Genomic DNA, 26,075 nt, shown 5'->3' with positions numbered 1-26,075 from the left:
GGCGCGCCCCGCAATGACGCTGTCTAGCGCCGGCCGCGGCGCTGCGGCAGCGTCACCTCGAAGGTGAAGCGGTCGGCGCGGGCCAGCGTGCGGCCGATCAGGGTCGGCGCACCCGTCTTGGTCGCCATCGTGTAGTCGACCCGCATCATCGGCGAGCCGGCCGGCAGGCCGAAGCGAGCGGCGTGCTCCTCGGGCAGGGCCGTGGCGGAGAACTCGCAGCGCAGGTTCTCGACGTCGAACTTGCGCTCCTTGAGGAGCGGAAAGATGAACCGTTCCGACAATCCGGCCCGCAACTGCTTGGCGAGACGCGGGCGGAGCCACCACGAGTGCAGCGCCACCGGCTCGTCGTTGGCGAAGGTGAGCTTCTGGTGGACGAACAGGCGTGTTCCGCGCGGCACGCGCAGGCGGGCGGCGACGTCGTCGTCGGCCTCGACCTCGCTGAAGCCGATCTCCTCCAGCCGCGGCGTGAAGCCGGCGCGGGCGATCTCGTCGCCGATCGAGCGGTCGGGATCGCCGGCGAGCACGCGGTGGATTCGCGGCTTCTCCTTGACGAAGACGCCGAGGCCCTGGTGCCCGCGGATCAGCCCCTCGTAGGTGAGCTCGGTGAGGGCGCGCCGCACCGTGATGGCGCTGACCTCGAACTCCTCCATCAGCTCGCTGAGGCTGGGCAGCCGTTCGCCCGGCGGATAGGTTCCGCGGGCGATGCGGGCGCGCAGCGCCGAGGCGACGTCGTGATACAGGAAGGAGCGGCGCGTGTTACGCATGGTGATAAAACTGTGAGGCCGTCGGGATGGAGCGACCGAAAGTGCTCGAGGTCGAACGGCGGGCGAGCGAATCGCGCCGTCCGGTGTTCACGACGGCTAGTTCTTCGCACGCCGGAGGGTCGCCTGTCGATTGCACTTTCGCGTTTTTACCCGATTCTGTGTGCACGGCCGCCATGCGTGGCCGCTCCCGGGTGAACCCGTCCGGCCTACTCGCCGGAGCTGCGGAACAGTCGACGGCCGTCGGTGCGACGCGCCAGGATCTCCGCCGTGTCGGAGCCGAGCGCCGGCGACGCCGCCGTGTAGTCGAGTGGCGTCCGTGACAACAGGATCGGCGTGCGCACCCCGGGGACGTGCCCGGCCTCGGTCGCGGGTGCAGGGAGGTCGAGCCGCATGCCGCGCGCCGTCACCTGCGGATCCGAGAACACCTCGGCGACGTCGTGGATCGGCCCGGCCGGCACGCCGACCGCCTCCAGGGCGGCGAGCAGATCGTCGCGGCGGTGCTGTGCGGTGAGCGCCGCGATCGCCGCGGTGAGGCCGGCACGCTCGGCGACACGGCCGGCATTGGAGGCGTAGCGCGGATCGGCGGCGAGCTCGGGCGCCTTCAGCACCTCGCAGAACCGCCGGTACTGACCGTCGTTGCCGACCGCGACGACGAGATGGCCGTCCGACGCCGGGAAGACCTGATAGGGAACGATGTTGGGGTGGGCGTTGCCCATCCGGGTCGGCGAGCGTCCGGAGACCAGATAGTTCAGCGCCTGGTTGGCGAGCACGCCGACCATCGAGTCGAGCAGCGCCATGTCGATGTGCTGGCCGAGGCCGGAGCGCGCGCGCTCGATCAGCGCCGCCTCGATCGCCACCGTCGCGTAGAGGCCGGTGAAGATGTCGGCGAAGGCGACGCCGATCTTCATCGGCTCGCCGTCGGGCGCGCCGGTGAGATGCATGATGCCGCCCATCGCCTGGATCAGATAGTCGTAGCCGGCCCGCGCCGCATACGGCCCGGTCTGGCCGAAGCCGGTAATCGAGCAGTAGATCAGCCGCGGGTTGATCGCCTTCAGGCTGTCGTAATCGAGGCCGTGGCGCTTCAGGCCGCCGAGCTTGAAGTTTTCGATCAGCACGTCGGCCTCGCGCACCAGCGCGAGCACCAGATCGCGCCCCTCCGGCGTCTCGAAGTCGGCCTCCACCGAGCGCTTGCCACGGTTGGTCGAATGATAATAGGCCGCGGCGCCGCGGCTCGCCGCACCATGCGCCACACCATGCGCCGCACCATTCGCGTCGGTGGCGTCGGCGCTGCGCTCCGGCACGAAGGGCGGGCCCCAGCTGCGGGTGTCGTCGCCGACCTCCGGACGCTCGATCTTGATCACCTCGGCGCCGAGATCGGCGAGGAGCTGGCCGGCCCACGGGCCGGCGAGGATGCGGGCCAGCTCGAGGACACGGACGCCGGCGAGAGGAGGGCGGGGCTCGGTGGCAGGAGGCATATGACGCACGCGATGACGGATTTCGGGCGGGTGTGCTAGCAAGGAAGCAGATTCCTCGCGCCGAGGCGAGCCCGATCCGGGCCGTCGCCGGTCGCGGGACATTGCATCGACCCGCCCGTTCTCCGGGCGCCCCTTCGAACCGCGGATCGTTCCATGACGGACCTGCCGACCGGCCCGATCGCCCTCCATGTCTCCGGCTTCGGGACGCCGCTCGTGCTGCTGCACGGGCTCGGCTGCGACCACGGCTTCTGGGATTTCGCCGCGCCGCTCGCCGATCGTTTCAGGCTCGTCTCCTACGATCTGCCGGGGCACGGCGCGACCCCGGTGCCGGACGCGCCCTACACGGTCGAGGATCTGGCCCAGCAGCTCGCCGATCTGTTCCGCGCCCAGCACATCGGCCGGGCTCACGTCGCCGGCATCTCGCTCGGCGGGCTGGTCGCCCAGCACTTCGCCGCGCATTTCCCCGCGCTGGTGGATCGGCTCGTGCTGATCGACACGATCCCGCGCTACACGGCGGAGATGCGGGCAGCCTGGCTGGAGCGCGCCGCCGCGGTGCGCGCCGCCGGCGTCGCCTCGCTCACCGACAGGCTGCTGCCGATCTGGTTCTCGTCGGCCGCGATCGCGGCCGATGCCGCGGGCGTCCGCTATTTCCGCGACGCGCTCTCCCGCTGCCCGGCCGAAGGGTATGCGCTGGCCTGCGAGGCGCTCGCCGCCGCCGACCTCCTCGCCGAGGCGAGCCGCATCGCGGCGCCGACCCTGATCCTGTGCGGCAGCGAGGATCGGGCGCCCTTCGTCGAGGGGGCGCACTGGCTCGCCGGCACGATCCCGCACGCCCGCGTGGTCGAGATCCCCGGCACCCGCCACGCCGCCGTGCTGGAGCGGCCCGACCTCGCCCTGCCGCTGCTGCGGGCGTTCCTGGCGGGCGGGTGATTTCGCTTTCTGTCCGAGGGTTGGCGACAACAAGCGTCGGTGCAAGATCAGCCCCCCACCCCCGACCCCTCCCCGCCATTCGCATGGGCGAATGGGGGGAGGGGAGCCGCAGCGCCTCGTCGTTCCGCAGGCACGGCGCTCGACTCCCCTCCTCCCGCTCGCGAAGCGAGTGGTGGGGAGGGGTCGGGGGTGGGGGGAAATGCAGGTACGGACCGGGTAGATTCCTGACAGTTCAGACCGGGCAGATGGTCGACAGGTCACAGTGCATCGGAGGGAGGATCTTCGATGCCGTTCTTGGAGACCTGTCGGATGGAGCAGCGGATTCGGATGTTGTCGGATTACGACACTGGGGCGTGGAGCGTATCGGAGCTCTGCCGGCGCTACGAGGTGAGCCGGGATACGTTTTATGCGTGGCGTGGGCGTCGGGCGAGCGGGGCTGCGGATTGGTTCGTGGACCGGTCGCACGCGCCGCTGCGGTGCCCGCACCGCACCCCGGCGGCGCTTGCCGAGGAGGTCGTGCGGCTTCGGCGGCGGTTTCCGCATTTCGGGCCGCGCAAGCTTCTGGCCCGGTTGCAGCGGGAGGCGCCCGCGGTGACGTGGCCGGCGGCCTCGACGATCGGCGACATCCTGAAGGCGTGCGGGCTGGTCGCACCGGTGAAGCGGCGGCGGCGTCCGATCGACCCGGCTCGCACGTTCGTCGCGGCGGCGGCGCCGAACGACGAGTGGAGCGCGGATTTCAAGGGCTGGTTCCGCACGCGGGACGGGCGGCGGATCGATCCTTTGACGCTGACCGACGGGGTCACGCGGTTCCTGATCGAGGTGCGGGTTGCGGCTCCGACGGTGGCGGGGGTTCGGCCGGTGTTCGCGCAGGCGTTCTGCGAGCACGGCCTGCCGAAGGCGATCCGCTGCGACAACGGGCCGCCGTTCGGCTCGACGGGTGCGGGCGGACTGACGCGGCTGTCGGTATGGTGGCTCAAGCTCGGCATCGCGCCGCATTTCATTCGGCCGGCCTCGCCGCAGGAGAACGGCCGGCACGAGCGCATGCACCGGACGCTGAAGGAGCAGACGACGCATCCCGCGGCGGCGACGGCGGCCGAGCAGCAGGCGCGCTTCGATGCGTTCCGCCGGCACTATAACGAGGAACGGCCGCACGAGGCGCTGGCGCAGCATCCCCCGGCCGATGTCTACGTCGCATCCTCGCGAGCGATGCCGGAGACGGTCGAGGATCCCTGGTACGACGCCGATCATCAGGTGCGCCGGGTGCGGCCGGCCGGCGACATCAAATGGAAGGGCGAGCACGTCTTCATCGGCGAAGCCTTCGCGGGCGAGTTGCTCGGCCTCGAGGAGCTCGAGACGGGCGACCATGTCGTGCGCTTCTGCGCGCACGACATCGGCCTGATCGATCGCCGCGGTTTGTTCCGCCGCTTCGCTCCGCCCCGTCCGGGGCTCCGCGAAGCGGCGGAACAAACCGCAAACCCCAACCCAGACCTGTCGACCATCATCCCGGTCCAAAGTGTCGACCATCTTCCCGGTTGAACAGCCCCGAGTGCTACGGTCGGTGGGAGAAGTGACGAACGCGCCCGCTCTCAGTTCGCGCCGCGAAAACCGATGTTCGCCGAGATGCGCTTGCCGGCCTCGACGATGCGGCGGATCTGCTCGGGCGTCGGGCGGGCCGGGATGAACTGGATCAGGTCGATGATCGCCACGGTGCCGACCAGCGCGCCGGTGGCGTCGAGGATCGGCGCGGCGAGCGCGTTGAGCCCGACCACGGCCTGGTTCGGCGCCGTCGCCCAGCCCTGCTTCTTGATCTGCTTCAGCTCCTCGCGCAGCAGCGCCGGATTGGTGACGGTCTGCGGCGTGTTGGCCGGCAGCGTCTTGCGCAGCAGCTTTTCGCGCGGGGCGTCGGGCCCGAAGGCGAGCAGCAGCTTGCCCTGCGCGGTGGCGTGCGCCGGCAGCAGCGAGCCCGGCTTGACGCCGATCTCGAAGGGCTGCGTGCCGGCGACCGTCGAGAGCACGCGCAGCCCGGCGAGTTCCACCTCCGACAGCGTGACGGCGTGGCCGAGCCGGTCGCGCAGCTCCTCCATCACGGTGCGGGCGGCGCTCATCAGCTCGAAGTTCTCGCTCACCACCCGACCGAGCGCGATCAGCCGACCGCCGGTGCGGTAGCGCTCGGTCTCCGCCTCCTGGATCACGTAGCCGGCCGCCATCAGGGTCTGCAGGTGGCGATAGATCCGGCTCTTGGTGGTGCCGAACACCCGCGCCAGATCCGTCACGCCGACGGTCGAGCGACGCTGCGCCAAGTATTCCAAAATCTGCAAGGCGAACACCACCGCCTGAACGCCGTCACCCGGCTGTGACCCAGAGATCCGCGGCATCGGACTGCGCACTCCCAAAAAGACGGCCGCGCGCGAGGCGCGCGGAGCGGTTTCGAGGATGCCCGGGGGACGGCCGGGCGGCACGTGACGTCCATGTCCGAAGCGGAACCGGTCGGGGGAGGCGGGGCCCGGCCGCAGCGGTGAGGTGGCGCTGGCGCGTCGTGCGCACCCCGCCGTGAATCGTTCCTATGGGAGTCCGCCACGAATCACAAGCGAGGGCCGACCCCGATCCGCCCGCGCCGGCGAGGCGCGTCGCCGCAGCGCAACCGCGTCGACGCGCCCATGCCGGGCCGACGGCGGCGGTGCAGCCCGTGTGCCGCGCCGTCGAATCGTCGTCTAGCGTTTCATGAAACAGAACAATGTTTCGTGATCGTGAACATGCTCCGATCCCGTCCGGAGATCGCGGAAACACCCGCCCCGTCGGATGTCCCCGCGTCCGGATCGCGGCTTCGGGCGGCCGATGCCGCGATCCGGCTCGACAGCGGCCGAGGCTTCGGCTCCAATTCGCGCGCCGGCGCCCGCCCCGTGTGGCCGACCGGCGAACGGCCCCGCAGAAGGGCCTCTTCGGAAACGCGTGCGGTGACCGCCCGGTCGCCGGAAGGAGGAGCGATGCGTCGTCTGTCCCCTTGGTGCATGCTGTCCCGGCGATCCGGCCTTCGCCTGCTCGTGACGGTCGGCCTGGCCACCGGCTTCGCCACGGGCCTCGCCGGTGTCCCGGCGCCCGGCTTCGCCCAGACCGGTGGGCGCCAGGACTGGCCGACGCGGCCGATCACCCTGGTGGTGCCGTTCGCCCCCGGAACCACCTCGGATGTGATCGCCCGGGCGCTGGTCGAGCATCTCGGCCGCAGCCTCGGCCAGCCGGTCGTGATCGACAACCGCAGCGGCGCCGGCGGCAATATCGGGGCGGCCGCGGTCGCCAAGGCGGCGCCGGACGGCACCACGCTGCTGCTCGCCACCACGGGCCAGGCGGCGACCAACAAGCTCATGTACAAGGACATGAGCTACGATCCGCAGAAGGATTTCTCGCCGATCGTGCTGATCGGCCGCGCGCCCGTGATCGTCACGGCGCGCCCTGATCTGAAGGCGAACACGCTCGCCGAGCTGATCGCGCTCGCCAAGGCGGAACCCGGCAAGCTGACCGCCGGCTTTCCCGGCAACGGCACGCTCGGCCACATCACCGGTCTCCTCCTGATGGCGAAGGGCGACGTGAAGCTCGGCCAGGCCCAGTATCGCGGCAGCGTGCCGATCATGACCGACCTGCTCGGCGGCCACATCGACGTCGGCATGGACTCGATGGCCGCCTATGTGCCGAACGTCAGAGAGGGCAAGCTCAAGGCGCTGGCGATCGCCACGGCGCAGCGGTGGAGCGGCTTGCCCGACGTGCCGACCGCGGCCGAGTCCGGCCTGCCCGGCTTCGAGGCGGCGGTGTGGTATGCGCTGCTCGCGCCGACCGGCACGCCGCCCGCGATCGTCGCCAAGCTGAACGCCGCGACCAACGCGTTCCTGAAGACCGACACGGCCAAGCAGATGTTCGACAGCCTCGGGGTCGTCGCGGCCGGCGGCACGCCGCAGGATCTCGCCGCCTTCCAGGCCGCCGAGATCGCCAAATGGGGGCCGATCATCAAGGCCGCCAACATCTCGTTCTGAGAGGTTTTCATTTGCCGATGATCGGGGCCGGCGCGCGGCGAGATGGGGGCTGAGCGCCTCGACACGCGCAGACCTCGCGCTGCCGACGACCCTTTCACTCGCGCTGTCGGGGCTCGTCCTCCGAGCGGGTGATCACATGGCCGCACCGCTTGCACTCGTAGGAGACGAGCGCGGGATTCGCCCCGAGGCGCGGGAGGCTGCGGGCGAACTGCATCCGCGCGCCGCAGACGACGCAATGCGGATGGCGCGCATGACTGTCGTCGGAGGGTGTCATGGTCCGGCTCTGAGTTTCGAGCCGTATTCGAAGTCCGAATTCGGCCGTGGCACAATTCAGGGCAGTTACCTAGTCCGTGAGCCCGATGCACATTCGGTCGGCAGTCGCCTTCCGCCTGCGCCGCGCCACTGTCCCGGCCGTGCGGCGAAACCGGGCGTGACGACGGCTCTGCGTGATCGATGATCAGAATCGTCGGTGCCAGATCCCGAAGCGTGAAAGCCCGACCCGTCAGAGCCTCGCGTCGCGCCGCCACGCCGCCGGCGTGGTGCCGACCTGGCGGCGGAACACGCGGGTGAGATGGGCCTGATCGGCGAAGCCGGCCGCCTGGGCGATCTCGGTCAGCGGCAAGGTCGAGCGCGACAGCATCTCCTGGACGCGGCGGATGCGCGCCTGCATGTGCCACTGATAGGGCGGCACGCCGGTCGCCGCCTTGAAGGCGTGGCTGAAATAGGACTGCGACAGGCCGGTGAGCGCCGCGACCTCCTCCAGCCGAAGCCCGCGAAGACAGTTCTCCTCGAGATAGGCGACGGCGCGGTCGCGCTGGCGCGGCGACAGGGCCGAACGGCGACGTGACGGCTCGGGCGCGAGCCGCATCAGATCGATGAACAGCGCCGTGACCAGGCTCTCGCCGTACACGTCGTGACGGGTGTCGGGGCCGCTGCACTCCTCGGCGATCAGCCGGGCGAGCGAGAAGAGCCGCGCGTCGGTGAACTGCAGGCGCGGCGTCGAAAGCGCCGTCCGGTCGGGCGCCTCGCCGATCCGCGCCGACAGAGTCGCCACGTCGAAATGAATGTCGAGATGGCGGATACGCATCGGCGCGTCGACCCGCGACCAGATCGGCACGCCGGCCGGCACGAAGCTCATCGCATGCACGGCCGGCGGCGCCGGCCGCTCGCCGCCGCGGGCCGTGAGCCGCAGGGCCGCGCCGCCGCCCTCGCGCTCCAGCACCACGAACAGCCGCGGATGCTCGGACACGTACTCGCCGTGCGCCCCGGCCGCGCAGGCGGCGTGCCAGACATCGGCGACCGCGCCGGGCCAGCGCCGGAAGCGCAGATCCTCCAGCACCGCGATCCCCTCGATCCGGCTGGTCATGTTGGGCGTGAAGGCGGGGACGGTCGGGCCGGGCGTGAACGTCATCGCGGGGGTCTCGCGGGCCGTTCTCCGGCATCTCCCCGGAGTTTCAGCCAGTCGTGATGATCTTATTTGGAAGTGTTCTGCCTTGTTTCGCGCGGAACACACGTCTTCACGAGTCTTATCCCGAAGGACAGGACCGTTCAACGAGGAACAGAGATAGACAATCCCACCCGTTATGCTGTTGCTATCACGAGCCTCGACGAGGGGTGGGCGCACGAGATTTGAATTAGAACAATTCTCGACTCGTGGCGACCCGAGTAGACGAATCGACGGGGTGTCATGTCCACGACCAAGACTGTTTTCGAGCGGCTGGCCTGCGGCGTCGCGCTGACCTGCCTGCTGCTGCCCGGCGCGGCCGCGGCCCAGACGGCGGGCGGCGAGCTCGCCCCGATCGCGGTCGAGGCCGACCGGGTCGGCGAGTCGCCGACCGGCCCCGTGCAGGGCTTCGTCGCCACCCGCACCGTCACGGGCTCGAAGACCGACACCCCGATCCGCGAGGTTCCGCAGTCGATCTCGGTCGTCACCCGCGACCAGATGGACCAGCGCGCCGTCACCACGATCGACGAGGCCCTGACCTACTCGGCCGGCGTGGTCGCCGCGCCGTTCGGCTTCGACCCGCGCTTCGACTCGCCGATCATCCGCGGCTTCCCGTCCGCCAACAGCCAGTATCTCGACGGCCTGAAGCTGATGCGCGGCACCGGCGACACCACCGCGATCGAGCCGTGGGGGCTCGAGCGTATCGAGGTGCTGCGCGGCCCCTCCTCGGTGCTGTACGGCCAGGGCAACCCGGGCGGCATGATCAATCTGGTGAGCAAGCGGCCGACCTGGACGAGCTTCGGCACCGTGCAGGCGGAAGGCGGCAGCTACGACCGCTACACCGGCGCCTTCGACTTCGGCGGCCCGGTGCCGGGCACGTCGGCGTTCGCGTACCGGCTCACCGGTCTCGCGCGCGACGGCTCGGGCCAGACCGATGGCCTGCGCGACGACCGCTTCGCCATCGCCCCCGCCGTCACCTGGCGGCCGGACGCGCAGACCAGCCTCACCGTGCTGGCCAAGCTGCAGCACGATCGGGCGAGCTCGCCGGTCGGCCTGCCGGCCGCCTACACGCTCTATTCCAATCGCACCGGCATCGCGCTCGCCCGCAGCACCAATCTCGGCGACCCGAGCTTCGACGACTCCAAGCGCACGCTGGCCAGCATCGGCTACGAGTTCGAGCACCGCTTCAACGACGGTTTGAAGTTCCAGCAGAACGCCCGCTACCTGTGGCTCGGCTGGGACTATCAGAACCTCTACTTCAACGGCTTGACCAGCGCCGACACGGCGGCCCGCGGCGCCTCCTACAACGAGGAGTCCTACGGCACCTTCACGATCGACAATCACCTCGAGGCGAAGTTTTCGACCGGCGCGCTCGCCCACACGGTGCTGCTCGGCGTCGACGTCCGCCGCCACACGCTCGACACGCTGGCCGAGTTCGGCACCGCGCCGTCCGTCAACGTGTTCGCGCCCGTGCACGGCGTCCCGATCACGAAGAACGTCTGGTACGCGGCCAAGACCGACGGCACGCTGACCCAGACCGGCGTTTACGTCCAGGATCAGATCAAGCTCGACAAGTGGCTGCTCACCCTGGGGTTGCGTCACGACTGGGCGGCGACCGACCAGACGACCCGCTACGTGCTCGGCGGCACCAGCATCACCCAGGACCAGAGCGATCGCGCCTTCACCGGGCGGGCTGGTCTCACCTATCTGTTCGACAACGGGCTGGCGCCTTACGTCAGCTATTCCACCTCGTTCGAGCCGGTGATCGGCAACTACGCGCCGGCGCTCGGCGGCGGCGCCTTCAAGCCCTCCGAGGGCGAGCAGTGGGAGGCCGGCGTCAAGTATCAGCCGACCTGGTTCAAGGGCTTCTTCACGGCGGCCGTCTACGACCTCACCCAGACCAACGTGCTCACCTCGGAGCTGGTCGGCGGCGTCAGCCAGTCGGTGCAGACCGGCGAGGTGCACGTGAAGGGTCTCGAGCTCTCCGCGCTCGCGAACCTCGTCGAGGGCCTGGACCTGATCGCCAACTACACCTTCACGGACGCCGAGATCACGGCCGGGCAGAACGCCGGGAAGCGGCCCGCCAACGTGCCGGAGAACGCCGCCAATCTGTGGCTGTTCCAGACCATCAAGTCCGGGCCGCTCACCGGCTTCGGCTTCGGCGGCGGCATCCGCTACGTCGGCAGCCGTTACGACCTCGACGCCAACACGAATCTCCTGCCGTCCAACATCCTGTTCGACGCGGCCGCGAGCTACACCACCGGGCCCTACAAGCTGTCGCTCAACATCGCCAACATCGCCGACGAGAAATACGTCTCGGGCTGCGGCTTCTTCGGCTGCTACTGGGGCAACGGCCGCACCGTCACGGGCCGGGTGGCGTACACCTGGTGACGGCGTGCGCCCGGCGGCTTCGACGCGATGGGGCATGCCGACGCTGCTCGATCGGCCGTCGACGCGTCATCCCGGGGTGCCCGGCACCCGGGTCCGCGTTTCGCGCGGCCCGAGTGTAACCTCCGCCGGGCCTCGAAGGATGCGGCCCGGGCCGTCGCCCGTCGAGGCTCGACCGACGGTCGGGTACCTCAGGGGGACGGGGAGAGCCGATGAACGGGGAGAGCCGATGATCCGGGCCTCGATCACTCCTTCGCGGCGGCCGCGGGCTCGGTCTCGGTCTCGGGCGGCTTCGCCGGGAGGAAAAGCGTGAAGGTCGTGCCCTGGTCCTCGCCGGCGCTTTCGGCCGTGATGGTGCCGCCGTGCAGGTCGACGATGCGCTTGACGATCGACAGGCCCAGCCCGATCGAGGTCTCGCCGCCGGTCGGCTTGGCGGAGAGCCGCTGGAAGCGGCCGTAGAGGCGCTTCAGATCCTCGGGCGTCATGCCCGGCCCCGAATCCTTCACCCTTATGCGGGCGCCGTCCGACGCATGGGCGAGGCCCACCTCGATGCGGCCGCCGATGACGCTGTACTTGACGGCGTTGCTGACCAGGTTGTCGACCGCCTCGCGGACCCGGTCGACGTCGCAGACGATCGGCGGGCCGGGCGCGATCGACACGTCGATCACCTGCTGCTTCTTGGCGGCGAGCGGCTGGTTCGCCTCGGCGACGTCGCGCAGCACCGCGGCGAGGTCGGCGGGGTCGCGCCGGATCGTGATGTCGAGCGCGTCCGTCATGGCGTCGGCGATCAGGCTCTCGACCATGTCGGCGACCCGGTCGGCGGCCTTGTGGATGTGGCCGATCTGCGCCTTGGCGGCCTCCGGCGTCAGCGCCGGGCTCGACACCATGCGCTCCAGAATCTCGGCGCGGCCGATGATCACCGAGAGCGGGTTGCGCAGGTCGTGCGCCACGGTGCCGAGGATCTCGCTCTTGAAGGCGTTGGCGCGCTGCAGCCGCGCCCACTGGGCGGCGAGGCGACGGTTCGCCGAGGAGAGCTCGCGGGTGCGCTGGTTGACGCGGTCCTCGAGCCGCGAGTTCGCCTCCTGCAGCTGCTCGTAGAGGATCACGTTGTCGAAGGCGATCGACAGCTTGCTGGTGAACAGCTCGACCAGGGTGCGGTCGGTCTCGGAGAGGGGCCGCGTCACGTGCAGCACGACCACCACCTCGCGGTCGCTCGCGGTTCGGATGTAGAGGACCGACCAGTCGGGCTGGAACTGGTGGGTGCGGGCCCGGAACGCCTGCTCGACGACGTGACGCAGCTCGGAATCGAGCGCGTCGACGCCGTTCAGGCCGAGATGGCGGATGTAGCCGCCGGCCGCCGCCAGCACCGAGACCGGGTGTTCGCGGCCGTCCTCGTGGAACACCAGGATGCCGTCGCAGTCGACGTTGAGCAGCGAGGCGAGCTGCACCAGCACGCCCTCGGCCAGCCGCTGGATCGACTTGAAGTCGTACAGCGTCGAGGCGGCGTCGACGATGATCTCCAGCCCGCGGCGCGTCTCCACCATGCGCTGGAGCTGCTGGAAGCTGCGCAGCGCGGCGGTGAGCGAGGTGAACAGCTTGTCGGCGGTGAGCTCGGTCTTGGCCTTGTAGTCGTTGATGTCGTAGTCGACGATGATGCGCCGCTCCGGCGCCTGGCCGGGTTGGCCGGTGCGCAGGATGATGCGGATCGTCTCGTTGCGCAGCACGGTGCGGATGTGGTCGACGAGATCGAGGCCCGCCGTCTCGCTCTCCATGATCACGTCGAGGAGAACGACCGCGGTGTCGGGGTGCTGCGCCAGCAGGGCGCGGCCCTCCTCGGCCGAGTAGGCCGAGATCATCTCGAGCCCCTGGCCGTTGAGCGAGTAGTCGGCGAGCGCGAAGCGAGTGCCGTCGTGGACGGCCGGCTCGTCGTCGATGATCATGATCTTCCAGCGCGGCCCGGCCGCCGCCGGTGCGTCGTCGCCGTCCTCGACGATGTCGACGATGTCGTCGTGATCAGCCATGGGCTCGGTCCGTTGTCTGGAGGACGGCCGCCGGCTCGTCCGCGCGCACCACCCGACGGGGCAGCACCATACGGAACGTCGTGCCGTGGCCGAGCGCGGTGTCGAGCGTCAGCCGGCCGCCGAGGCTCTGGGTCACCAGGCTGTGGATGATGTGGAGGCCGAGGCCGGTGCCGCCGCGGCCGCGTCGCGTCGTGAAGAACGGGTCGAAGGCCCGCCGGCGCACGTCGTCCGTCATGCCGACGCCGTCGTCGGCGACGACGATCTCGACATGGCCGGGGCCGAGCTGACGCGCCCGCACCTCGATCGTGCCGGTGCGGCCGTCCGGAAAGCCGTGCGCGACCGAGTTGAGGAACAGGTTGGTCAGCACCTGTCCGTAGGAGCCCGGATAGCTGTCCATCACGATACCGTCCGGCACTTCGAGGACGAGCGAGAGCTGCGCCTTGCGCAGCACCGGGCGGACGCTGGCGGCGATCTGCTCGGTCGCCTCGCGCAGGTCGAAGTCGCGCAGCTCGGCGTGGCTGCGGTCGACCGCCACCTGCTTGAACGACTGGATCAGCTCGCCGGCGCGCTGCAGGTTGCCGACGAGCTGGCGCGCCGCGTCGCGGGTGCCGGCGACGAAGTCGTCGAGCCGCGAGCGGCGCAGCGGCCCCTTGGCGATCTCCTCGGCGAACACCTCGGTGCGGCGGACCAGGCTCGAGGCGACCGTGAGGCTGATGCCGACCGGATTGTTGACCTCGTGGGCGACGCCGGCGACGAGGCCGCCCAGCGCCGCGAGCTTCTCGGCGTCGATCAGGCTCTTCTGCGCGTCGCGCAGCTCGGCGAGCGCCTTCTCGGCATTGTCCTTGGCGGCGCGCAGGTCGTTCTCGGCCTGGCGCTTCGCGATGGCGTTTTCGCGGAACACCTCGACGGCGCGCGCCATCGCGCCGATCTCGTCCTTCTCGCTGGTGGAGCGGATCACCGGCCCGTAATGCCCGGCCACGATGGCGTGCATGGCCGACATCAGCTCCTTGAGCGGATTGCGGATCGAGCGGGTGACGATCATGGCGCCGACCATGATGGCGATCAGGAAGCCGGCCGCCACCAGCACGACCTGGCGGTAGATCGCCTTGAGGGTGCGGTCGAGCGTCGCCTGGGCACGGGCCTCGCGCCGCCGCATCTCGGTCTGCAGGGTGTCGATCAGCGAGATCATCGAGGCCTGGTTGCCGTCGATCACGGTGCGCAGCAGGTGGGTGCGGGCGGCGAAGCGCTCCGACAGCCCGGCGAGGCCGTCGCGGAACGCCGCGGCGCGGCCGCCCAGCGCCTCGAGGGCGGCGCGCTGCATGTCGTCGGAAGCGAGGTCGGACATCACCGGGATGGTCCGCTCGATCGTCTCCAGATTGCGCCGCGCCTCGTCGGCCGCCGACGAATCGAGCGACAGGTAATAGGCGTTAGCGCCGACCAGCGCGGCCGTGAAGGCCTCGCGCGACTTGCCGAGCGCCGGCCAGATCAGCGCCTCGCGTCGCCCGGCAGCCCCCTCGACGATCGAGTAGAGGCCGGCCATCTCGCGGGCCGGCCGCAGCACCTCGGCATCGTAGAGCCGGTTGATCGCGGTCTGCACGGCGCGCAGCTCGCCGAAGCCGTCGAGGAACTTCTCGGTGACGGCGGCGAGTCCGTCCATGCCGCTCGCCAGCATCGGGTCGGCGGGCTTGCGGCTGCGCAGCGTGCCCAGCACGGCCTCGCGCACCAGAAGGATCTCGGCGAGGATCTCGGGGCTCGGCTCGTTGATGTAGCGGTGGATGAGGTTCTGCAGGCGCCCTGCCTCGCCCTCCAGCAGCACCAGCACGCTGTCGGATTCGCGCACCGCGCGGACCTCGTCCCAGGCGCGGCTCAGCGCCATGGCGCCGTTCCAGATCAGGCCGGCGAGCACGATCACGACGCCGGTGTTGAGCACCGCGATCGACAGGATGCGCCAGCGGATCGGGACCGCGCGGACGAGCCGGACGAGATCGAACCGGCGCCGCTCCGCCGGCTTCGGCGGCAGCTCGACGGCGTCGAACGCCGGGCCGCCCTGCCCCGTCGGAGAAACCGCCACGGTCACTCGCTCTCGCGGATGCGGTCGATCAGCCGCCGCAGGTTGGGGTCGGTGACGCCGGCATAGACCTGGGCCATCGCCGCGACGAAGGGGCGGCGGTCGAACTCGGAGACGATCGTCGTGCCGGCGGCGCGGGCCTGGGCGCGCGATCGCTCCTCCAGCGCGTTCCACTGCTCGCGCATCACCCGGTTGGAGGCGCGGGCGGCGCTGCGGAAGATCGCCTGGTCGTCGGCCGAGAGGCTCTGCCAGGCGCGCAGCGACATCACCAGCACCTCCGGGCTCATGGTGTGCTCGGTGAGCGTGTAGTTCGGCGCGAGCTTGTAGTGGCCGGTGGTGACGTAGGACGGCCAGTTGTTCTCGGCGCCGTCGATCAGACCGGTGGACAGGCCGGTCTCGACCTGCCCGTAGGGGAGCTGCACCGCGGTGGCGCCGAGCGCTCGGATCATCGCGGTCATCAGCGCGGACTGCTGCACCCGGATGCGCAGGCCCTTCATGTCGGCGATGTCGCGTACCGGGCGGCCGCGCGTGTAGAGCGAGCGGGCGCCCGAATCGTAGAAGGTCAGGCCGACGAAGCCATAGGCCTCGAAGCTCTTCAGGATCTCGTCGCCGATCGGACCGTCGAGGACGTTGTGCAGATGCGCCTTCGAGCGGAACAGGAACGGCATCGCGAGCACGTCGGCGACCGGCACGATGGCACCGATCGGCGCCACGTTGGTGCGGTTGAGGTCGATGGCGCCGGCCCGGGTCTGCTCGATCGTGTCCTGCTCCTCGCCGAGCTGGCGGGAATGGAACACCCGCAGGCGGTGGCGCCCGCCGGTCTGCTCCTCGATCAGCCGGCTCATGTGCTGCACGGCCTGGACGGTCGGATAATCCTCCACCTGGGTGTCGGCGACCCGGAATTCTCGTGCGGCCACGGACGCCGCCGCCGACAAGGTGACCGCCAGCGCGGCGAACGAAATCGCGGCGAGCGCATGTGCGGCACGGGCCAACAGGCGCTGCAGACGGCCGGCGGGGCTCGGAGCCAATGTGCGAAAGATTCCTGTTGGCGACAAAATTGCACCGCCTTGTCGTCGAAGAACGTCGTCGGTTCGTCGAGGCTCGTCTTCGTAAGACCTCGAAATTTTAGCGAAACCGTGATCGGATGACCATCCTCGGGCGGCCCGCTCGTCCTGCCGCCGGTCTCTCGATCCCGAACAGGGGTGTGCTTCGATGTCGGAACCCACTCCGCCCGGGCCGACACGGCCGACGACGCCGGCCCGGTCCGGGCCGAGCCGCCGTGCCGTGCTGGTCGGCATCGGCGCCGGAGCCGGCCTCGGCGCCGTCGGTTCGCCTCGTCCGGCGCGTGCCGCGCCGACCGAGGTCCAGTTCTGGCACGCCATGGCGGGCGAGCTCGGCCGCCAGATCGAGCGCATCGTCGAGGGCTTCAACGCCGGCCAGGATGCCGTGCGGGTCGTGCCGGTGTTCAAGGGCAGCTACACCGATACCGTGTCGGCGGCGATCTTCGCGGTGCGCACCAAGGCCCATCCGGCGATCGTCCAGGTCAACGAGATCGGCACCGCGACCATGATGGCGGCCCGGGGCGCCGTCTATCCCTTGTTCGAGCTGATGCGCGACATGGGCGAGCCGTTCGACGCCTCGGCCTTCCTGCCGCCGATCGCCGGCTTCTACCGCGATCCGGCCGGCAACCTCCTGTCCTACCCGTTCAACGCGTCGACCCCGATCCTCTACTTCAACCGCGACCTGTTCCGCGCCGCCGGCCTCGACGACAAGACGCCGCCGAAAACCTGGCCGCAGGTCGAGGATGCGGCCCGGCGGCTGCGCCTCGCCGGGGTCGTGTGCGGCTTCTCGACGCACTGGCCGTCCTGGGTCAACGTCGAGAACTTCTCGGCCTTCCACGACGTCCCGATCGCCACGCGGTCGAACGGCCTCGCCGGGCCGGGCGCCGAGCTGATGCTCGCCAACCCGGTGCTGACCCGCCACGTCGCGGCGCTCGCCGCCTGGCAGAAGAGCGGCGTGTACTCCTATGGCGGCCGCGGCACCGCGGCCGAGCCGATGCTGCACACCGGCCAGTGCGGCATCTTCATCGGCTCCTCGGCGCTCGCCGCCGACATCCGGGCGCGGGCCAAGTTCGAGGTCGGCTACGGCATGCTGCCTTACTGGCCGGACGTGCCGGGGGCCCCGCGCAACACCATGATCGGCGGCGCGAGCCTGTGGGTGCTGCGCGGCCGCCCGGCCGCCGAGTATCGCGGCGCCGCGCGCTTCTTCGCCTATCTGGCGCGGGCCGAGGTCCAGTCGCGCTGGCATCAGGCGACCGGCTACCTGCCGGTGTCGCGGGCGGCCTACGAGCACGCGCGCTCCGAGGGATTCTACGACCGCAACCCGGGCGCGGCGATCGCCATCGAGGAGCTGACCCTCAACCCGCCGACCGACAATTCGCGCGGACTGCGGCTCGGCTCCTTCATCCTGGTGCGCGACGTCATCGAGGAGGAACTGGAGGCCGCCTTCGCCGGCAAGAAGCCGGCCGCCGAAGCGCTCGCGACGGCGGTCCGCCGCGGCAACGAGCTCCTCGCCCAGTTCGATCGCGCCAGCCGGTGAGAAGGTCCGTCGTTCCGGGGCGCGCCGAAGGCGCGAGCCCGGAACCCATGACCCCTGTGTGTCGTGACCCCCGGACCTATGCCCCGCCCGCCCGCTCCGGGAACGCGGCCGCCAGCGCGTCGCGGGTCGGCGCGATCACGCCGCGTTCGGTGATCAGGCCGGTGACGAGGCGGGCCGGCGTCACGTCGAAGCCGTAGTTCGAGGCGCGCATGCCGTCCGGCGCGATCCGCACCGTCTCGAAGCGCCCGTCGGCGGTCTTGCCGGTCATCAGGGTCACCTCCTCCTCGCCACGCTCCTCGATCGGGATCTCCTTGACCCCGTCCGACACCGCGAAGTCGATGGTGGGGGAGGGCAGCCCGACATAGAACGGCACGCCGTTGTCGTGCGCCGCGAGCGCCTTCAGATAGGTGCCGATCTTGTTGCAGACGTCGCCCTGCGCCGTCACCCGGTCGGTGCCGACGATCACCATGTCGACCTTGCCGTGCTGCATCAGATGGCCGCCGGCATTGTCGGCGACGAGCGTGCACGGCACGCCGTGATGCGAGAGCTCCCAGGCGGTGAGCGAGGCGCCCTGGTTGCGCGGCCGCGTCTCGTCGACCCAGACATGGAGCGGGATGCCCTTGTCGTGCGCCATGTAGATCGGGGCCGTCGCGGTGCCCCAATCCACGGTGGCGAGCCAGCCGGCGTTGCAATGGGTCAGGATCTCGACCCGCCCGCCGCCCTTGCGGGCTGCGATCTCCTCGATGACGGCGAGGCCGTTGCGGCCGATCGCCTGGTTGATGGCGACGTCCTCGTCGGCGATCGCGCTCGCGCGCGCATACGCAGCCGCCACCCGCGCGTCGCGTGACAGATCGCGCACCGCGGCCAGCATCTCGCCCAGCGCCCAGCGCAGGTTGATGGCGGTCGGCCGGGTCTTCGCCAATGTTTCGCAGGCGGCCGCGAGGCCGGCGTCCGAGGAGTCCTCGCGCAGCGCCAGGCAGACCCCGTAAGCCGCTGTCGCGCCGATCAGCGGGGCGCCGCGCACCAGCATCGAGCGGATCGCCTCGGCGGCGTCGGCGAGCGTCTCGAGCCGCACCGTGACGTAGCGGTGCGGCAGCAGCCGCTGGTCGATGGTGCCGACCGTGACGCCGTCCGGCTCGAGCCAGATCGTGCGGGTGTGCCTGCCGTCGACTTTCATGGGTCGGTTCCGCGGGTTGTCCAGGGTGTCGGAGGGGGCCGCAGCGTCATAGGGCGGCCGGGCCGGGATGGGAAGGGGCCGCGACCCGGGCGGGGCGCCCGGGCGCGCCCGGGCGCGCCGGGGCAGCCGGTCGGGCACTCCGGCCGGTCGCGGAGGGTGGCGCGAGGGACGGGGGGAGTGACGCGGGAGGGAGGCCCCATCGGCCTGGCCGCACGCCAGGGGGGCCGCTTGCCCGGCCCGGCTCGATCGGTTATCCAGACCGCAGGCGCCCGTAGCTCAGCTGGATAGAGCGTTGCCCTCCGAAGGCAAAGGTCACACGTTCGAATCGTGTCGGGCGCGCCATTTCGGTACACGGCCGGGAACGCCACAAGGCTGGGAACGCCGAAACCCTCGGTTTTCTTGCCCGAGGCGGTGACCAGCAGGCGCAGCAGTTCGCTTTTCGAGCCCATGGTCGGAACGTCCGTCGCGTCGATCGTGACGCGTCGGGCGAATGCGCGGCGGTCGTCGCGGCGATCGCTGCCGCTCTCGGTGCGCATGCGCTTGCGAGCCTGCCCGGCGAAGGTCGCGACCGCCGGCGGGGTGATGAGAGGCCCCGCCCGGGAGCCGGCCTCCTCGGCCCGCTCCGCGTCGCGACGGGCCTGCTCGCGGACGGTCTTCAGCTCGGCGATTCGGTCCTTCGACGGTGGGTCGGTCAGGTCGGCGATGCCGCGTTCGATCGCGACGTGAAGGCGCCCGCTCTCGGTCACGGCCTCGGCGGCGCATCCGCGCGGGTCGGCGATGGGGCGGCCCGGTGTTCCGCCCGCTCCTCCCGGTCCACGCGGTCATCGCCCCGCCGCAGGCGGCGCAGAAGCAGTTGCGCGCCGGCAGGATCGGACCGCTGACGATCCGCGGCGCCGTCCACGCCGGGCCGCGGGTCTCGAGCAGGGTCTGGATGGCCACGACGTCCGCCGGGTCGATGATCGGCCGGGTATCGTCGACCTTCCGGATTTGCCCGCTCGGCGGAAGTCCAGCTCCAACCTCTGACGGACCGACACAACTCCAAGCTTTTCCGCGGCGTTTCCTCGAAAAGAAAGTTGATGGGTGGACTAACCTGTTTTATGCCCGTTCTGCGCACTGCGGGGGGGAGCGGGGCGGGCCATGCGCTTCACCGAATTCTTCGAGCACGCGACGGGCAAGAAGCCATACGCCTACCAGCGCCTTCTCGCCGAAGGCGGGGCGCCCGATGCGCTGATCGCGCCGACCGGTCTCGGCAAGACCGCCGCCGTGATTCTCGCTTGGCTCTGGCGCCGGCGGGCCGATCCCGACACCACGCCGCGCCGTCTCGTCTACTGCCTGCCCATGCGCACGCTCGTCGAGCAGACCGCGGACAACGCCCGCGAGTGGCTCGGTCGGCTGGCGCAAGCCGGTCTCGCCGAGAATCTCCCGGCGCCCGGTGACCTCCACCTCCTGATGGGCGGCGTCGAGAGTCGGCCGCATCAGCCGCGCTGGTCCGAATTCCCGGAGCGATCCGCCATCCTGATCGGGACGCAGGACATGCTGATCTCGCGGGCCTTGATGCGGGGCTACGCCGCCGGCCGGGCGCGGTGGCCGGCCGAGTTCGCGCTCCTTCACAACGATGCGTTCTGGGTGTTCGACGAAGTGCAGCTGATGGGGGCGGGGCTCGCGACCTCCACCCAGCTTCAGGCCTTCCGGGAGGCGCCGCGGCTCGGGCCGGCGCGTCGCACGTGCAGCCTGTGGGTGTCGGCCACGCTCGATCCGGCCTGGCTGCGCTCCGTCGACTATCCCGACGGTCCGCGAACGATTCGTCGGGTTCCGGACGACGTCCCGGAAGACGCCGCCGCACCGGCGGTCCGCCGGCGTCTCGAAGCGTACAAACCCGTCACCAGGGCGGCGGTCGCGCCGGCAGGAACGAAGAAGCCGGAGATCGACGCGTATGTCCGGGCGCTCGCCGAGCTCGTTCGGGACGTCCACGGCGGCGTCTCCGGCGGGCGGACGCTCGTGATCGTCAACACCGTCGAGCGCGCGCAGAAGCTCCATGCCGCGCTGCTGAAGGCCGGCGCCAGCGAAAGCGATCTCGTCCTCGTCCATTCACGGTTTCGGCCGGCCGACCGCCGACGGCAAATGCAGCGACTGCAGGCGGCGAAGAGCCGCATCGTCGTGGCGACCCAGGCGATCGAAGCCGGCGTCGATCTGTCGTCGGCGGCTCTCGTCACCGAGCTCGCGCCGTGGTCGTCCTTGGTTCAGCGCTTCGGACGCGTGAACCGGCGCGGCGAACGGCCGAAGGACGAGGGCGGCGCGCCGGTCCATTGGATCGATCTCGTCGGCGATCGCGGCGACGACGACAAGGACGCTCGGCTGCTCGCGCAACCTTATCCGCCGGCGGAGCTGCGGGCCGCGCGTGATCGGCTGCTGACGCTCGCGGACGCAGCGCCCGTGCATCTGCGCGATCCCGGCGATCTCGCACCGCCGCGCCGCGTGATCCGCCGCAAGGATCTGATCGACCTGTTCGACACCGATCCCGACCTGACCGGCTTCGACGTCGACATCTCTCCCTATGTGCGCGACGCCGACGACACCGACGTCCATGTGTTCTGGCGCGACCTGAGCACGCCGGGAGACGAAACGGTGAGGCCGTCGCGCGAGGAGCTGTGTGCCGTCTCGATCGGCAAGGCCCGGGACTGGATCGCGTCGCTTCGCAGACGCCAGCTTCCGGCCCGTGCGCCCGACCCGCAATGGCGCGAGGGCGACCGGCCGGGCGCTGCGGCGCCGCCCGGATGGCGGATCTTGGGAGGAGACGAACCGCCGTGGCCCGGCATGACGCTCCTCGTCGACGTCTCGGCCGGCGGCTACGAGCCGGCGCGCGGCTTCGTCGGCGAGGCGAGCAGCGTGCCGGTCGAGCCGATCCGACCGACGGCCGACGAGACGGTCACGGCGGAGCCGGACGAGAGCGATGCCGATCAGCAGGACGGTGACGCCCGCTCGGCCGATTTCCCACGCGCGGTGACGCTCGTCGACCACACCGCGCATGTCGTGCAGGCGGCGGTCGAGCTGTGCGACGCGCTGGACGTCGAGGCGGCGGATCGTGACGCCATCCTGCGCGCGGCGCGCTGGCACGACCTCGGCAAGGCCCATGACGTGTTCCAGAGCACGATGCGCCGCGGTCTGCGCGACAAGGCGAGCCACGACGGGGTGTTGCTGGCGAAGACAGAAGACAGGCATCTGCGACATGCCCGGCCCTATTTCCGGCACGAGCTCGCCTCCGCGCTGGCGTTCCTCTCGCACGTAAACTGGTCGTGCGACGCCGACCTCGTCGCCTATCTGGTCGCGGCCCATCACGGCAAGGTCCGGATGTCGCTGCGCGCCCTGCCGGCCGAGCGGGCGCCGGACGGCGAAAAAGCCGGGGCGCGCTTCGCCCGCGGCGTCTGGGACGGCGACACGTTGCCGGCGGTCGATCTCGGCGGCGGCGAAATATTCGCGGGCGGCCCGCTCACGCTGTCGGTGATGGAGCTCGGCGAGGACGAGATCACCGGCGCGAGCTGGACCGAACGCACGCGCGCCCTGCTCGACCGGCACGGGCCGTTCCGGCTCGCCTGGCTCGAGGCGCTGCTCACCATCGCGGACTGGCGCGCCTCGGCGGGCGAGCGCAGGCCCGCGGGGCCACGCCCGGACAGGGGAGCCGAAACGAATGGCTGAGGTCTTCACGCACCGGCTCGACGGCTGCGCGCCGACGCCGCTGGCGAGCTACCTGAAGGCGCTCGGCGTGCTGCGCCTGCTCGCGAGTCCCGCGAACAGCGTCACGGGCGCCGCCGCCGATCCCGCCGCGCGCGGCTGGTGGGCGGGCGAGCGCTTTCATCTGAAGACACGCCTCGACCGCGACGCGCTCGTCCGCTTCTTCCTCGAGGACTACGCGCCCTCGCCGATCATCGCGCCGTGGAACGGGCGAGCCGGGTTCCTGGAAGGCGACGCGGGCGCGGAGTCCAATCGCACGGGCGCGCAGCTCATGAAGTCGATCGAGGGGAGCACGTCGCCGCGTCTGGGCAATATGCGTGCGGTGATCGCGAGGCTCCGCATGGAGCCTATGCTGATCCGCTTCGACAAGCTCCGCGCCGAGGCGAAAGCGGCGGGCGAGGAGGAGAAGCGGGCGACCGGGGCGTCGAAGATCAAGGCCGGTGAGACGAGAAAATCGCTGACCAAGCAAATCGAAGCGACCAAGAGCGCGCTGCTGCCGAGCCTTCGGTCGAGTGCGGATGCGCGCCACCTCGGGTTTATCGATGCGTGTTTCGTGATTGCTGAAGACGAGCGTGCGGCGCCCTTGCTCGGGTCGGGCGGAAACGACGGCAGTCGGGACTTCGGAGTCAACTTCGCCGAGGCGCTGGACGCCCTGTTCGACTTCGACGCCGACCGCCCGAAGGGGCCCGCGCAGGACGAACTCGAGGCGTCGGTTTTCGCGGCCGCGCACAGGCTCGAGACAACCGGCGCGATGGGCCAGTTCGAGCCCGGCCAAGGAGGCCCCAACGCATCCACCCGGTTCGAGGGCTGGAACCCGCTCAACCGGTGGGACGTCGTTTTGATGCTGGAGGGAACCCTGCTCTTCGCGGGCGCGCTGACACGACGCTGGGGCGTGAGCGGATCGGGCCGCGCCGCGTTTCCGTTCACGTTCGAGCCGAGCGGTGCCGGAACCGGCGCGCTGTCCTCGGACGATTCCAACGCCGCGCGCGGCGAGATATGGACTCCGCTTTGGGCAAAACCGAGCGGTATCGCCGAGATCGAGGCCTTGCTGGCCGAAGGCCGTTTGACGCTCGGACGTGTGGTGGCGCGGACCGGCCTCGACGCGGCTCGTGCGATTGCGCGCCTCGGGGTTTCGCGCGGGATCGCCGCTTTCGAGCGTTATTCGCTCATCCAGCCCGATGCGAAGATGCCATACCAGGCGACGCCGCTCGGCCGTTTCCGGACGCCGGATCGGCCGCGGCGCGATTTCGTCGCCGACCTCGACGCCGGGAGGTGGCTGGCGCGGCTGCGGCGAGCGGCCGGCAAGAACGCGCCGGCGCGGGCGCGGATCGCGACCCGCCGATTGGAGGACGCGTTGTTCGAGATCGCGCGCGGGGAGCACGAGCGCGACGGCCTGCAGGCCGCGCTCGTGGCACTCGGCGGCGTCGCCGCCTGGCTCGCGACAAGCCGCGAGGCGCGCGAGCGGGAGGGCCGCGAGAACGTCGCGCCGCCGCCGCGGCTCGGTTCGCATTGGGTCCGCGCGGCGGACGACGGCAGCCCGGAGTTCCGCGTCGCGGCGGCGCTCGCGAGCCTGGGCTGGCCGTCGGCGGCGACGGCGGACGACACGGCCGACCCGCGGGCGACAGCCGATGCGGACGACGACGAAGAGCCGTCTGCGTCGCGTGCAGACGAGGATCACGAGGACGCCGGCGGCGAGGATGCCGGTGCGGCGGCGGAAGCTGCCATGTCCGGCGCGCCGGCGCGGCCGCGCGAGAGCGACCGAGCGCCCGCACCGCCGATGGCCGCCCATCTCGCCCCGGCCGACGGAGCGACGATCGCGCGCCGCGTCCGTCATTGGGCCGCGAACGCTCCGCCCGGCGTCGTCTGGGGCGCGGGCGGGCTCGCCCGCAACATGATCGCCGTGCTGGAGCGCCGGCTGGTCGAGCACGCCAGGCACGCCTTCGCGGACAAGGCGCTCGGCGCCGCGAGCCCGGCCCGCCTCGCCGATGTCGTCGCCTTTCTCGAAGGGCCGCCGGGGTTCGACGACGCGCGCTGCGCCGCGCTGCTCGCCGGGCTCGTCTGGGCGCGACCGGCGCGGCTGTCTCGCCGCCCGCACGTCGACGACGTCGAGGCGACCAACACGGCGATCCCCTTCGCTTACGCGGCGCTGAAGCCGCTGTTCACCCCCGAAGACGCTTTGCGCGCGCCGCCGGGCGCCGCCCCGGACGCCCGGCGGCGCCTGCCCCCGCGCGGGACGCTTCCGATTCCGCCGGGCCTCGTCGCTCGCCTGCGCCGCGGCGCCCTCGACGACGCCGTCCGCATCGCGCTCGCCCGCGCTCGCGGCTCCGGGATCGCCTCGCCGTTCGATCCGGGCGGCCGCGCCGCCAAAGGCACGGAGTTCGGCGCCGCCGTCGCGCCGGAGCGCCTCGCGGCCGCGCTGCTGATCCCGATCGACGACCATGCCCTGAACTCGCTGTTGGAGCGCGCCTATCCGATCGTTCCGCGCCAGGAGGATGCCGACGATGCCGCTTGACCTTTCCGCCCTGAAGAACGCGCCGCGCCTGCTCGTCGAAGCGGACCTGAAGCCGGTGCAGGGGACGCGATTCCAGCCCACGGGCTTTCCGAATCTCGGGCACGCCGTCTACGAGTCGCCGAACGGCGGCGGGAAAATGATCCTGGTGGAGAGCGCCCAGAGCATGGCGAATCGGTTGGAGGCGGTCTGCTGGGACGAGCGGGCCGACGATTGGGTCGCGCCGTTGCGTGGCCTGCCGGTGGTCAAGGTGCTGGACGAGGCGGGCGCGCCGCTCACCAATTCGGTGCTCGAAGCTCATCGCCTGAATTCGCCCTACATTCTGGAAGGCAAAGACCGCCGTGTGCTCGACGTGCTGAAGACGCGGCTTGCCGCCATGTCCCAAGGCCGCGTCGATCTGCGCGAGCTTGCTCGGGTGCTTCTCGAGTTCGACGTCAACGCACTGCTCCATGGCGTATTCCTGGCGAAGAGCGATCTTGCAGGCGGTCGTTTGCGCCTGCCTCGCGCGCTGTCCGCTTTCATCGAGGCCGACGGGGCACAGGTGGCGGCGAGCGGCGGCGTCAAGAACGATTCCGTCGATCCATCGGGCGATACGGCGAAAGGCTTCGGTAACGTCCCCTTCGCCCGCGATGAATGGACCGCGGCGAAGATCGTCGCCTATTTCAATATCGATCTCCGGCAAATCCGCGCTTTCGACCTCGGTGACGCGGTGGAGCGCCTTCTGATTACGTTGGCCTTGTTCAAGATCGTGACCTTGCTGTCGGACGGGCTTCGCCTGCGCACCGCATGTGATCTCGACGTGATCGCCGTTCGCGTGGTCCGTCCGAACGACTTCGTCTTGCCCGATGCGAGCGCTCTCCAGGCGGAGCTTCCGGCCTCCATCGAGGCGGTTGCGGAAACCGGCGCGTTCGGCACGGAGCGGACGCACACCGTCACCTATCGGAAATGAG

General features: G+C 70.7%; 16 protein-coding genes, 1 tRNA gene and 1 pseudogene. 9 read left to right on the top strand and 9 right to left on the bottom strand.

Features of this window, described 5'->3' with window-relative positions:
- Positions 1 to 23: 23 nt before the first annotated feature.
- Together ACFSOX_RS12590 and ACFSOX_RS12585 are read right to left on the bottom strand one after the other, a co-directional pair.
- Positions 24 to 764, bottom strand: a complete 741-nt coding sequence (locus ACFSOX_RS12590) for a GntR family transcriptional regulator (RefSeq protein ID WP_378478164.1) — start codon at positions 762 to 764, stop codon at positions 24 to 26.
- A gap of 206 nt (positions 765 to 970) precedes the next feature.
- On the bottom strand, positions 971 to 2,239 hold the full coding sequence (locus ACFSOX_RS12585) for a CaiB/BaiF CoA transferase family protein (RefSeq protein WP_378478163.1): 1,269 nt from the start codon (positions 2,237 to 2,239) through the stop codon (positions 971 to 973).
- Between the two features lie 153 nt (positions 2,240 to 2,392).
- Between ACFSOX_RS12585 and ACFSOX_RS12580 the strand changes: the two genes are divergently transcribed.
- Together ACFSOX_RS12580 and ACFSOX_RS12575 are read left to right on the top strand one after the other, a co-directional pair.
- A complete protein-coding gene (locus ACFSOX_RS12580) occupies positions 2,393 to 3,169 on the top strand; it encodes an alpha/beta fold hydrolase (protein ID WP_378478162.1) in 777 nt (258 codons plus the stop codon).
- Between the two features lie 309 nt (positions 3,170 to 3,478).
- A complete protein-coding gene (locus tag ACFSOX_RS12575; protein WP_378478161.1) occupies positions 3,479 to 4,705 on the top strand; it encodes an integrase core domain-containing protein in 1,227 nt (408 codons plus the stop codon).
- 50 nt (positions 4,706 to 4,755) lie between these two features.
- Here the strand turns inward: ACFSOX_RS12575 and ACFSOX_RS12570 are convergent, their stop codons facing one another.
- Complete coding sequence (locus ACFSOX_RS12570) at positions 4,756 to 5,544, bottom strand: IclR family transcriptional regulator (RefSeq protein WP_378478160.1); 789 nt, start codon at positions 5,542 to 5,544, stop codon at positions 4,756 to 4,758.
- 609 nt (positions 5,545 to 6,153) lie between these two features.
- On the opposite strand from ACFSOX_RS12570, the gene ACFSOX_RS12565 reads away from it, so the two are divergent.
- The gene (locus tag ACFSOX_RS12565; protein WP_378478159.1) at positions 6,154 to 7,191 is read left to right on the top strand and encodes a Bug family tripartite tricarboxylate transporter substrate binding protein; all 1,038 of its coding nucleotides are present in this window, start codon (positions 6,154 to 6,156) and stop codon (positions 7,189 to 7,191) included.
- Between the two features lie 94 nt (positions 7,192 to 7,285).
- Here the strand turns inward: ACFSOX_RS12565 and ACFSOX_RS12560 are convergent, their stop codons facing one another.
- Together ACFSOX_RS12560 and ACFSOX_RS12555 are read right to left on the bottom strand one after the other, a co-directional pair.
- Positions 7,286 to 7,465, bottom strand: coding sequence for a hypothetical protein (locus ACFSOX_RS12560; protein ID WP_378478158.1), 180 nt, complete (start codon positions 7,463 to 7,465; stop codon positions 7,286 to 7,288).
- 228 nt (positions 7,466 to 7,693) lie between these two features.
- The gene (locus tag ACFSOX_RS12555; protein WP_378478157.1) at positions 7,694 to 8,602 is read right to left on the bottom strand and encodes a helix-turn-helix domain-containing protein; all 909 of its coding nucleotides are present in this window, start codon (positions 8,600 to 8,602) and stop codon (positions 7,694 to 7,696) included.
- A gap of 276 nt (positions 8,603 to 8,878) precedes the next feature.
- On the opposite strand from ACFSOX_RS12555, the gene ACFSOX_RS12550 reads away from it, so the two are divergent.
- On the top strand, positions 8,879 to 11,026 hold the full coding sequence (locus ACFSOX_RS12550) for a TonB-dependent siderophore receptor (RefSeq protein WP_378478156.1): 2,148 nt from the start codon (positions 8,879 to 8,881) through the stop codon (positions 11,024 to 11,026).
- A gap of 242 nt (positions 11,027 to 11,268) precedes the next feature.
- On the opposite strand, the gene ACFSOX_RS12545 is transcribed toward ACFSOX_RS12550, so the two are convergent.
- From ACFSOX_RS12545 to ACFSOX_RS12535, 3 genes and pseudogenes are all read right to left on the bottom strand, one after another.
- The gene (locus ACFSOX_RS12545) at positions 11,269 to 13,044 is read right to left on the bottom strand and encodes an ATP-binding response regulator (RefSeq protein WP_378478155.1); all 1,776 of its coding nucleotides are present in this window, start codon (positions 13,042 to 13,044) and stop codon (positions 11,269 to 11,271) included.
- Positions 12,960 to 15,064, bottom strand: a pseudogene (locus ACFSOX_RS12540) (sensor histidine kinase). The gene ACFSOX_RS12545 and the pseudogene ACFSOX_RS12540 overlap by 85 nt, the downstream one beginning before the upstream one ends.
- A gap of 53 nt (positions 15,065 to 15,117) precedes the next feature.
- Positions 15,118 to 16,140: a TRAP transporter substrate-binding protein gene (locus ACFSOX_RS12535; protein ID WP_378478154.1), complete on the bottom strand. Its 1,023-nt coding sequence runs from the start codon at positions 16,138 to 16,140 to the stop codon at positions 15,118 to 15,120.
- Positions 16,141 to 16,324: 184 nt separating this feature from the next.
- On the opposite strand from ACFSOX_RS12535, the gene ugpB reads away from it, so the two are divergent.
- A complete protein-coding gene (ugpB, locus tag ACFSOX_RS12530; protein WP_378478153.1) occupies positions 16,325 to 17,710 on the top strand; it encodes a sn-glycerol-3-phosphate ABC transporter substrate-binding protein UgpB in 1,386 nt (461 codons plus the stop codon).
- Positions 17,711 to 17,786: 76 nt separating this feature from the next.
- Here the strand turns inward: ugpB and mtnA are convergent, their stop codons facing one another.
- Positions 17,787 to 18,887, bottom strand: a complete 1,101-nt coding sequence (gene mtnA, locus ACFSOX_RS12525; RefSeq protein ID WP_378478152.1) for an S-methyl-5-thioribose-1-phosphate isomerase — start codon at positions 18,885 to 18,887, stop codon at positions 17,787 to 17,789.
- 265 nt (positions 18,888 to 19,152) lie between these two features.
- Here mtnA and ACFSOX_RS12520 point away from each other — a divergent pair.
- From ACFSOX_RS12520 to cas7g, 4 genes are all read left to right on the top strand, one after another.
- Positions 19,153 to 19,229 (top strand) — tRNA-Arg (locus ACFSOX_RS12520).
- A gap of 795 nt (positions 19,230 to 20,024) precedes the next feature.
- Positions 20,025 to 22,580 carry a type I-G CRISPR-associated helicase/endonuclease Cas3g gene (cas3g, locus tag ACFSOX_RS12515; protein WP_378478151.1) on the top strand — a complete coding sequence of 852 codons (2,556 nt, stop codon included), beginning with the start codon at positions 20,025 to 20,027 and terminating at the stop codon, positions 22,578 to 22,580.
- The gene (gene cas8g1, locus ACFSOX_RS12510) at positions 22,573 to 25,128 is read left to right on the top strand and encodes a type I-G CRISPR-associated protein Cas8g1/Csx17 (protein ID WP_378478150.1); all 2,556 of its coding nucleotides are present in this window, start codon (positions 22,573 to 22,575) and stop codon (positions 25,126 to 25,128) included. The genes cas3g and cas8g1 overlap by 8 nt, the downstream gene beginning before the upstream one ends.
- Positions 25,118 to 26,074, top strand: a complete 957-nt coding sequence (cas7g, locus tag ACFSOX_RS12505) for a type I-G CRISPR-associated RAMP protein Csb1/Cas7g (RefSeq protein ID WP_378478149.1) — start codon at positions 25,118 to 25,120, stop codon at positions 26,072 to 26,074. The genes cas8g1 and cas7g overlap by 11 nt, the downstream gene beginning before the upstream one ends.
- Position 26,075 lies beyond the last annotated feature (1 nt).

Source organism: Rhodoplanes azumiensis, assembly GCF_042682915.1.
GTDB lineage: Bacteria > Pseudomonadota > Alphaproteobacteria > Rhizobiales > Xanthobacteraceae > Rhodoplanes > Rhodoplanes azumiensis.
Note: the sequence above shows the minus strand (reverse complement) of the source record. Positions and strands in the feature narration are given on the sequence as shown.

Bases quoted from the DNA above. Each gene is read 5' to 3' on its own strand.
- ACFSOX_RS12590 (WP_378478164.1), bottom strand. From the start codon at position 764: ATGCGTAACACGCGCCGCTCCTTCCTGTATCACGACGTCGCCTCGGCG.
- ACFSOX_RS12585 (WP_378478163.1), bottom strand. From the start codon at position 2,239: ATGCCTCCTGCCACCGAGCCCCGCCCTCCTCTCGCCGGCGTCCGTGTC.
- ACFSOX_RS12580 (WP_378478162.1), top strand. From the start codon at position 2,393: ATGACGGACCTGCCGACCGGCCCGATCGCCCTCCATGTCTCCGGCTTC.
- ACFSOX_RS12575 (WP_378478161.1), top strand. From the start codon at position 3,479: ATGGAGCAGCGGATTCGGATGTTGTCGGATTACGACACTGGGGCGTGG.
- ACFSOX_RS12570 (WP_378478160.1), bottom strand. From the start codon at position 5,544: ATGCCGCGGATCTCTGGGTCACAGCCGGGTGACGGCGTTCAGGCGGTG.
- ACFSOX_RS12565 (WP_378478159.1), top strand. From the start codon at position 6,154: ATGCGTCGTCTGTCCCCTTGGTGCATGCTGTCCCGGCGATCCGGCCTT.
- ACFSOX_RS12560 (WP_378478158.1), bottom strand. From the start codon at position 7,465: ATGACACCCTCCGACGACAGTCATGCGCGCCATCCGCATTGCGTCGTC.
- ACFSOX_RS12555 (WP_378478157.1), bottom strand. From the start codon at position 8,602: ATGACGTTCACGCCCGGCCCGACCGTCCCCGCCTTCACGCCCAACATG.
- ACFSOX_RS12550 (WP_378478156.1), top strand. From the start codon at position 8,879: ATGTCCACGACCAAGACTGTTTTCGAGCGGCTGGCCTGCGGCGTCGCG.
- ACFSOX_RS12545 (WP_378478155.1), bottom strand. From the start codon at position 13,044: ATGGCTGATCACGACGACATCGTCGACATCGTCGAGGACGGCGACGAC.
- ugpB (WP_378478153.1), top strand. From the start codon at position 16,325: ATGTCGGAACCCACTCCGCCCGGGCCGACACGGCCGACGACGCCGGCC.
- mtnA (WP_378478152.1), bottom strand. From the start codon at position 18,887: ATGAAAGTCGACGGCAGGCACACCCGCACGATCTGGCTCGAGCCGGAC.
- cas3g (WP_378478151.1), top strand. From the start codon at position 20,025: ATGCGCTTCACCGAATTCTTCGAGCACGCGACGGGCAAGAAGCCATAC.
- cas8g1 (WP_378478150.1), top strand. From the start codon at position 22,573: ATGGCTGAGGTCTTCACGCACCGGCTCGACGGCTGCGCGCCGACGCCG.
- cas7g (WP_378478149.1), top strand. From the start codon at position 25,118: ATGCCGCTTGACCTTTCCGCCCTGAAGAACGCGCCGCGCCTGCTCGTC.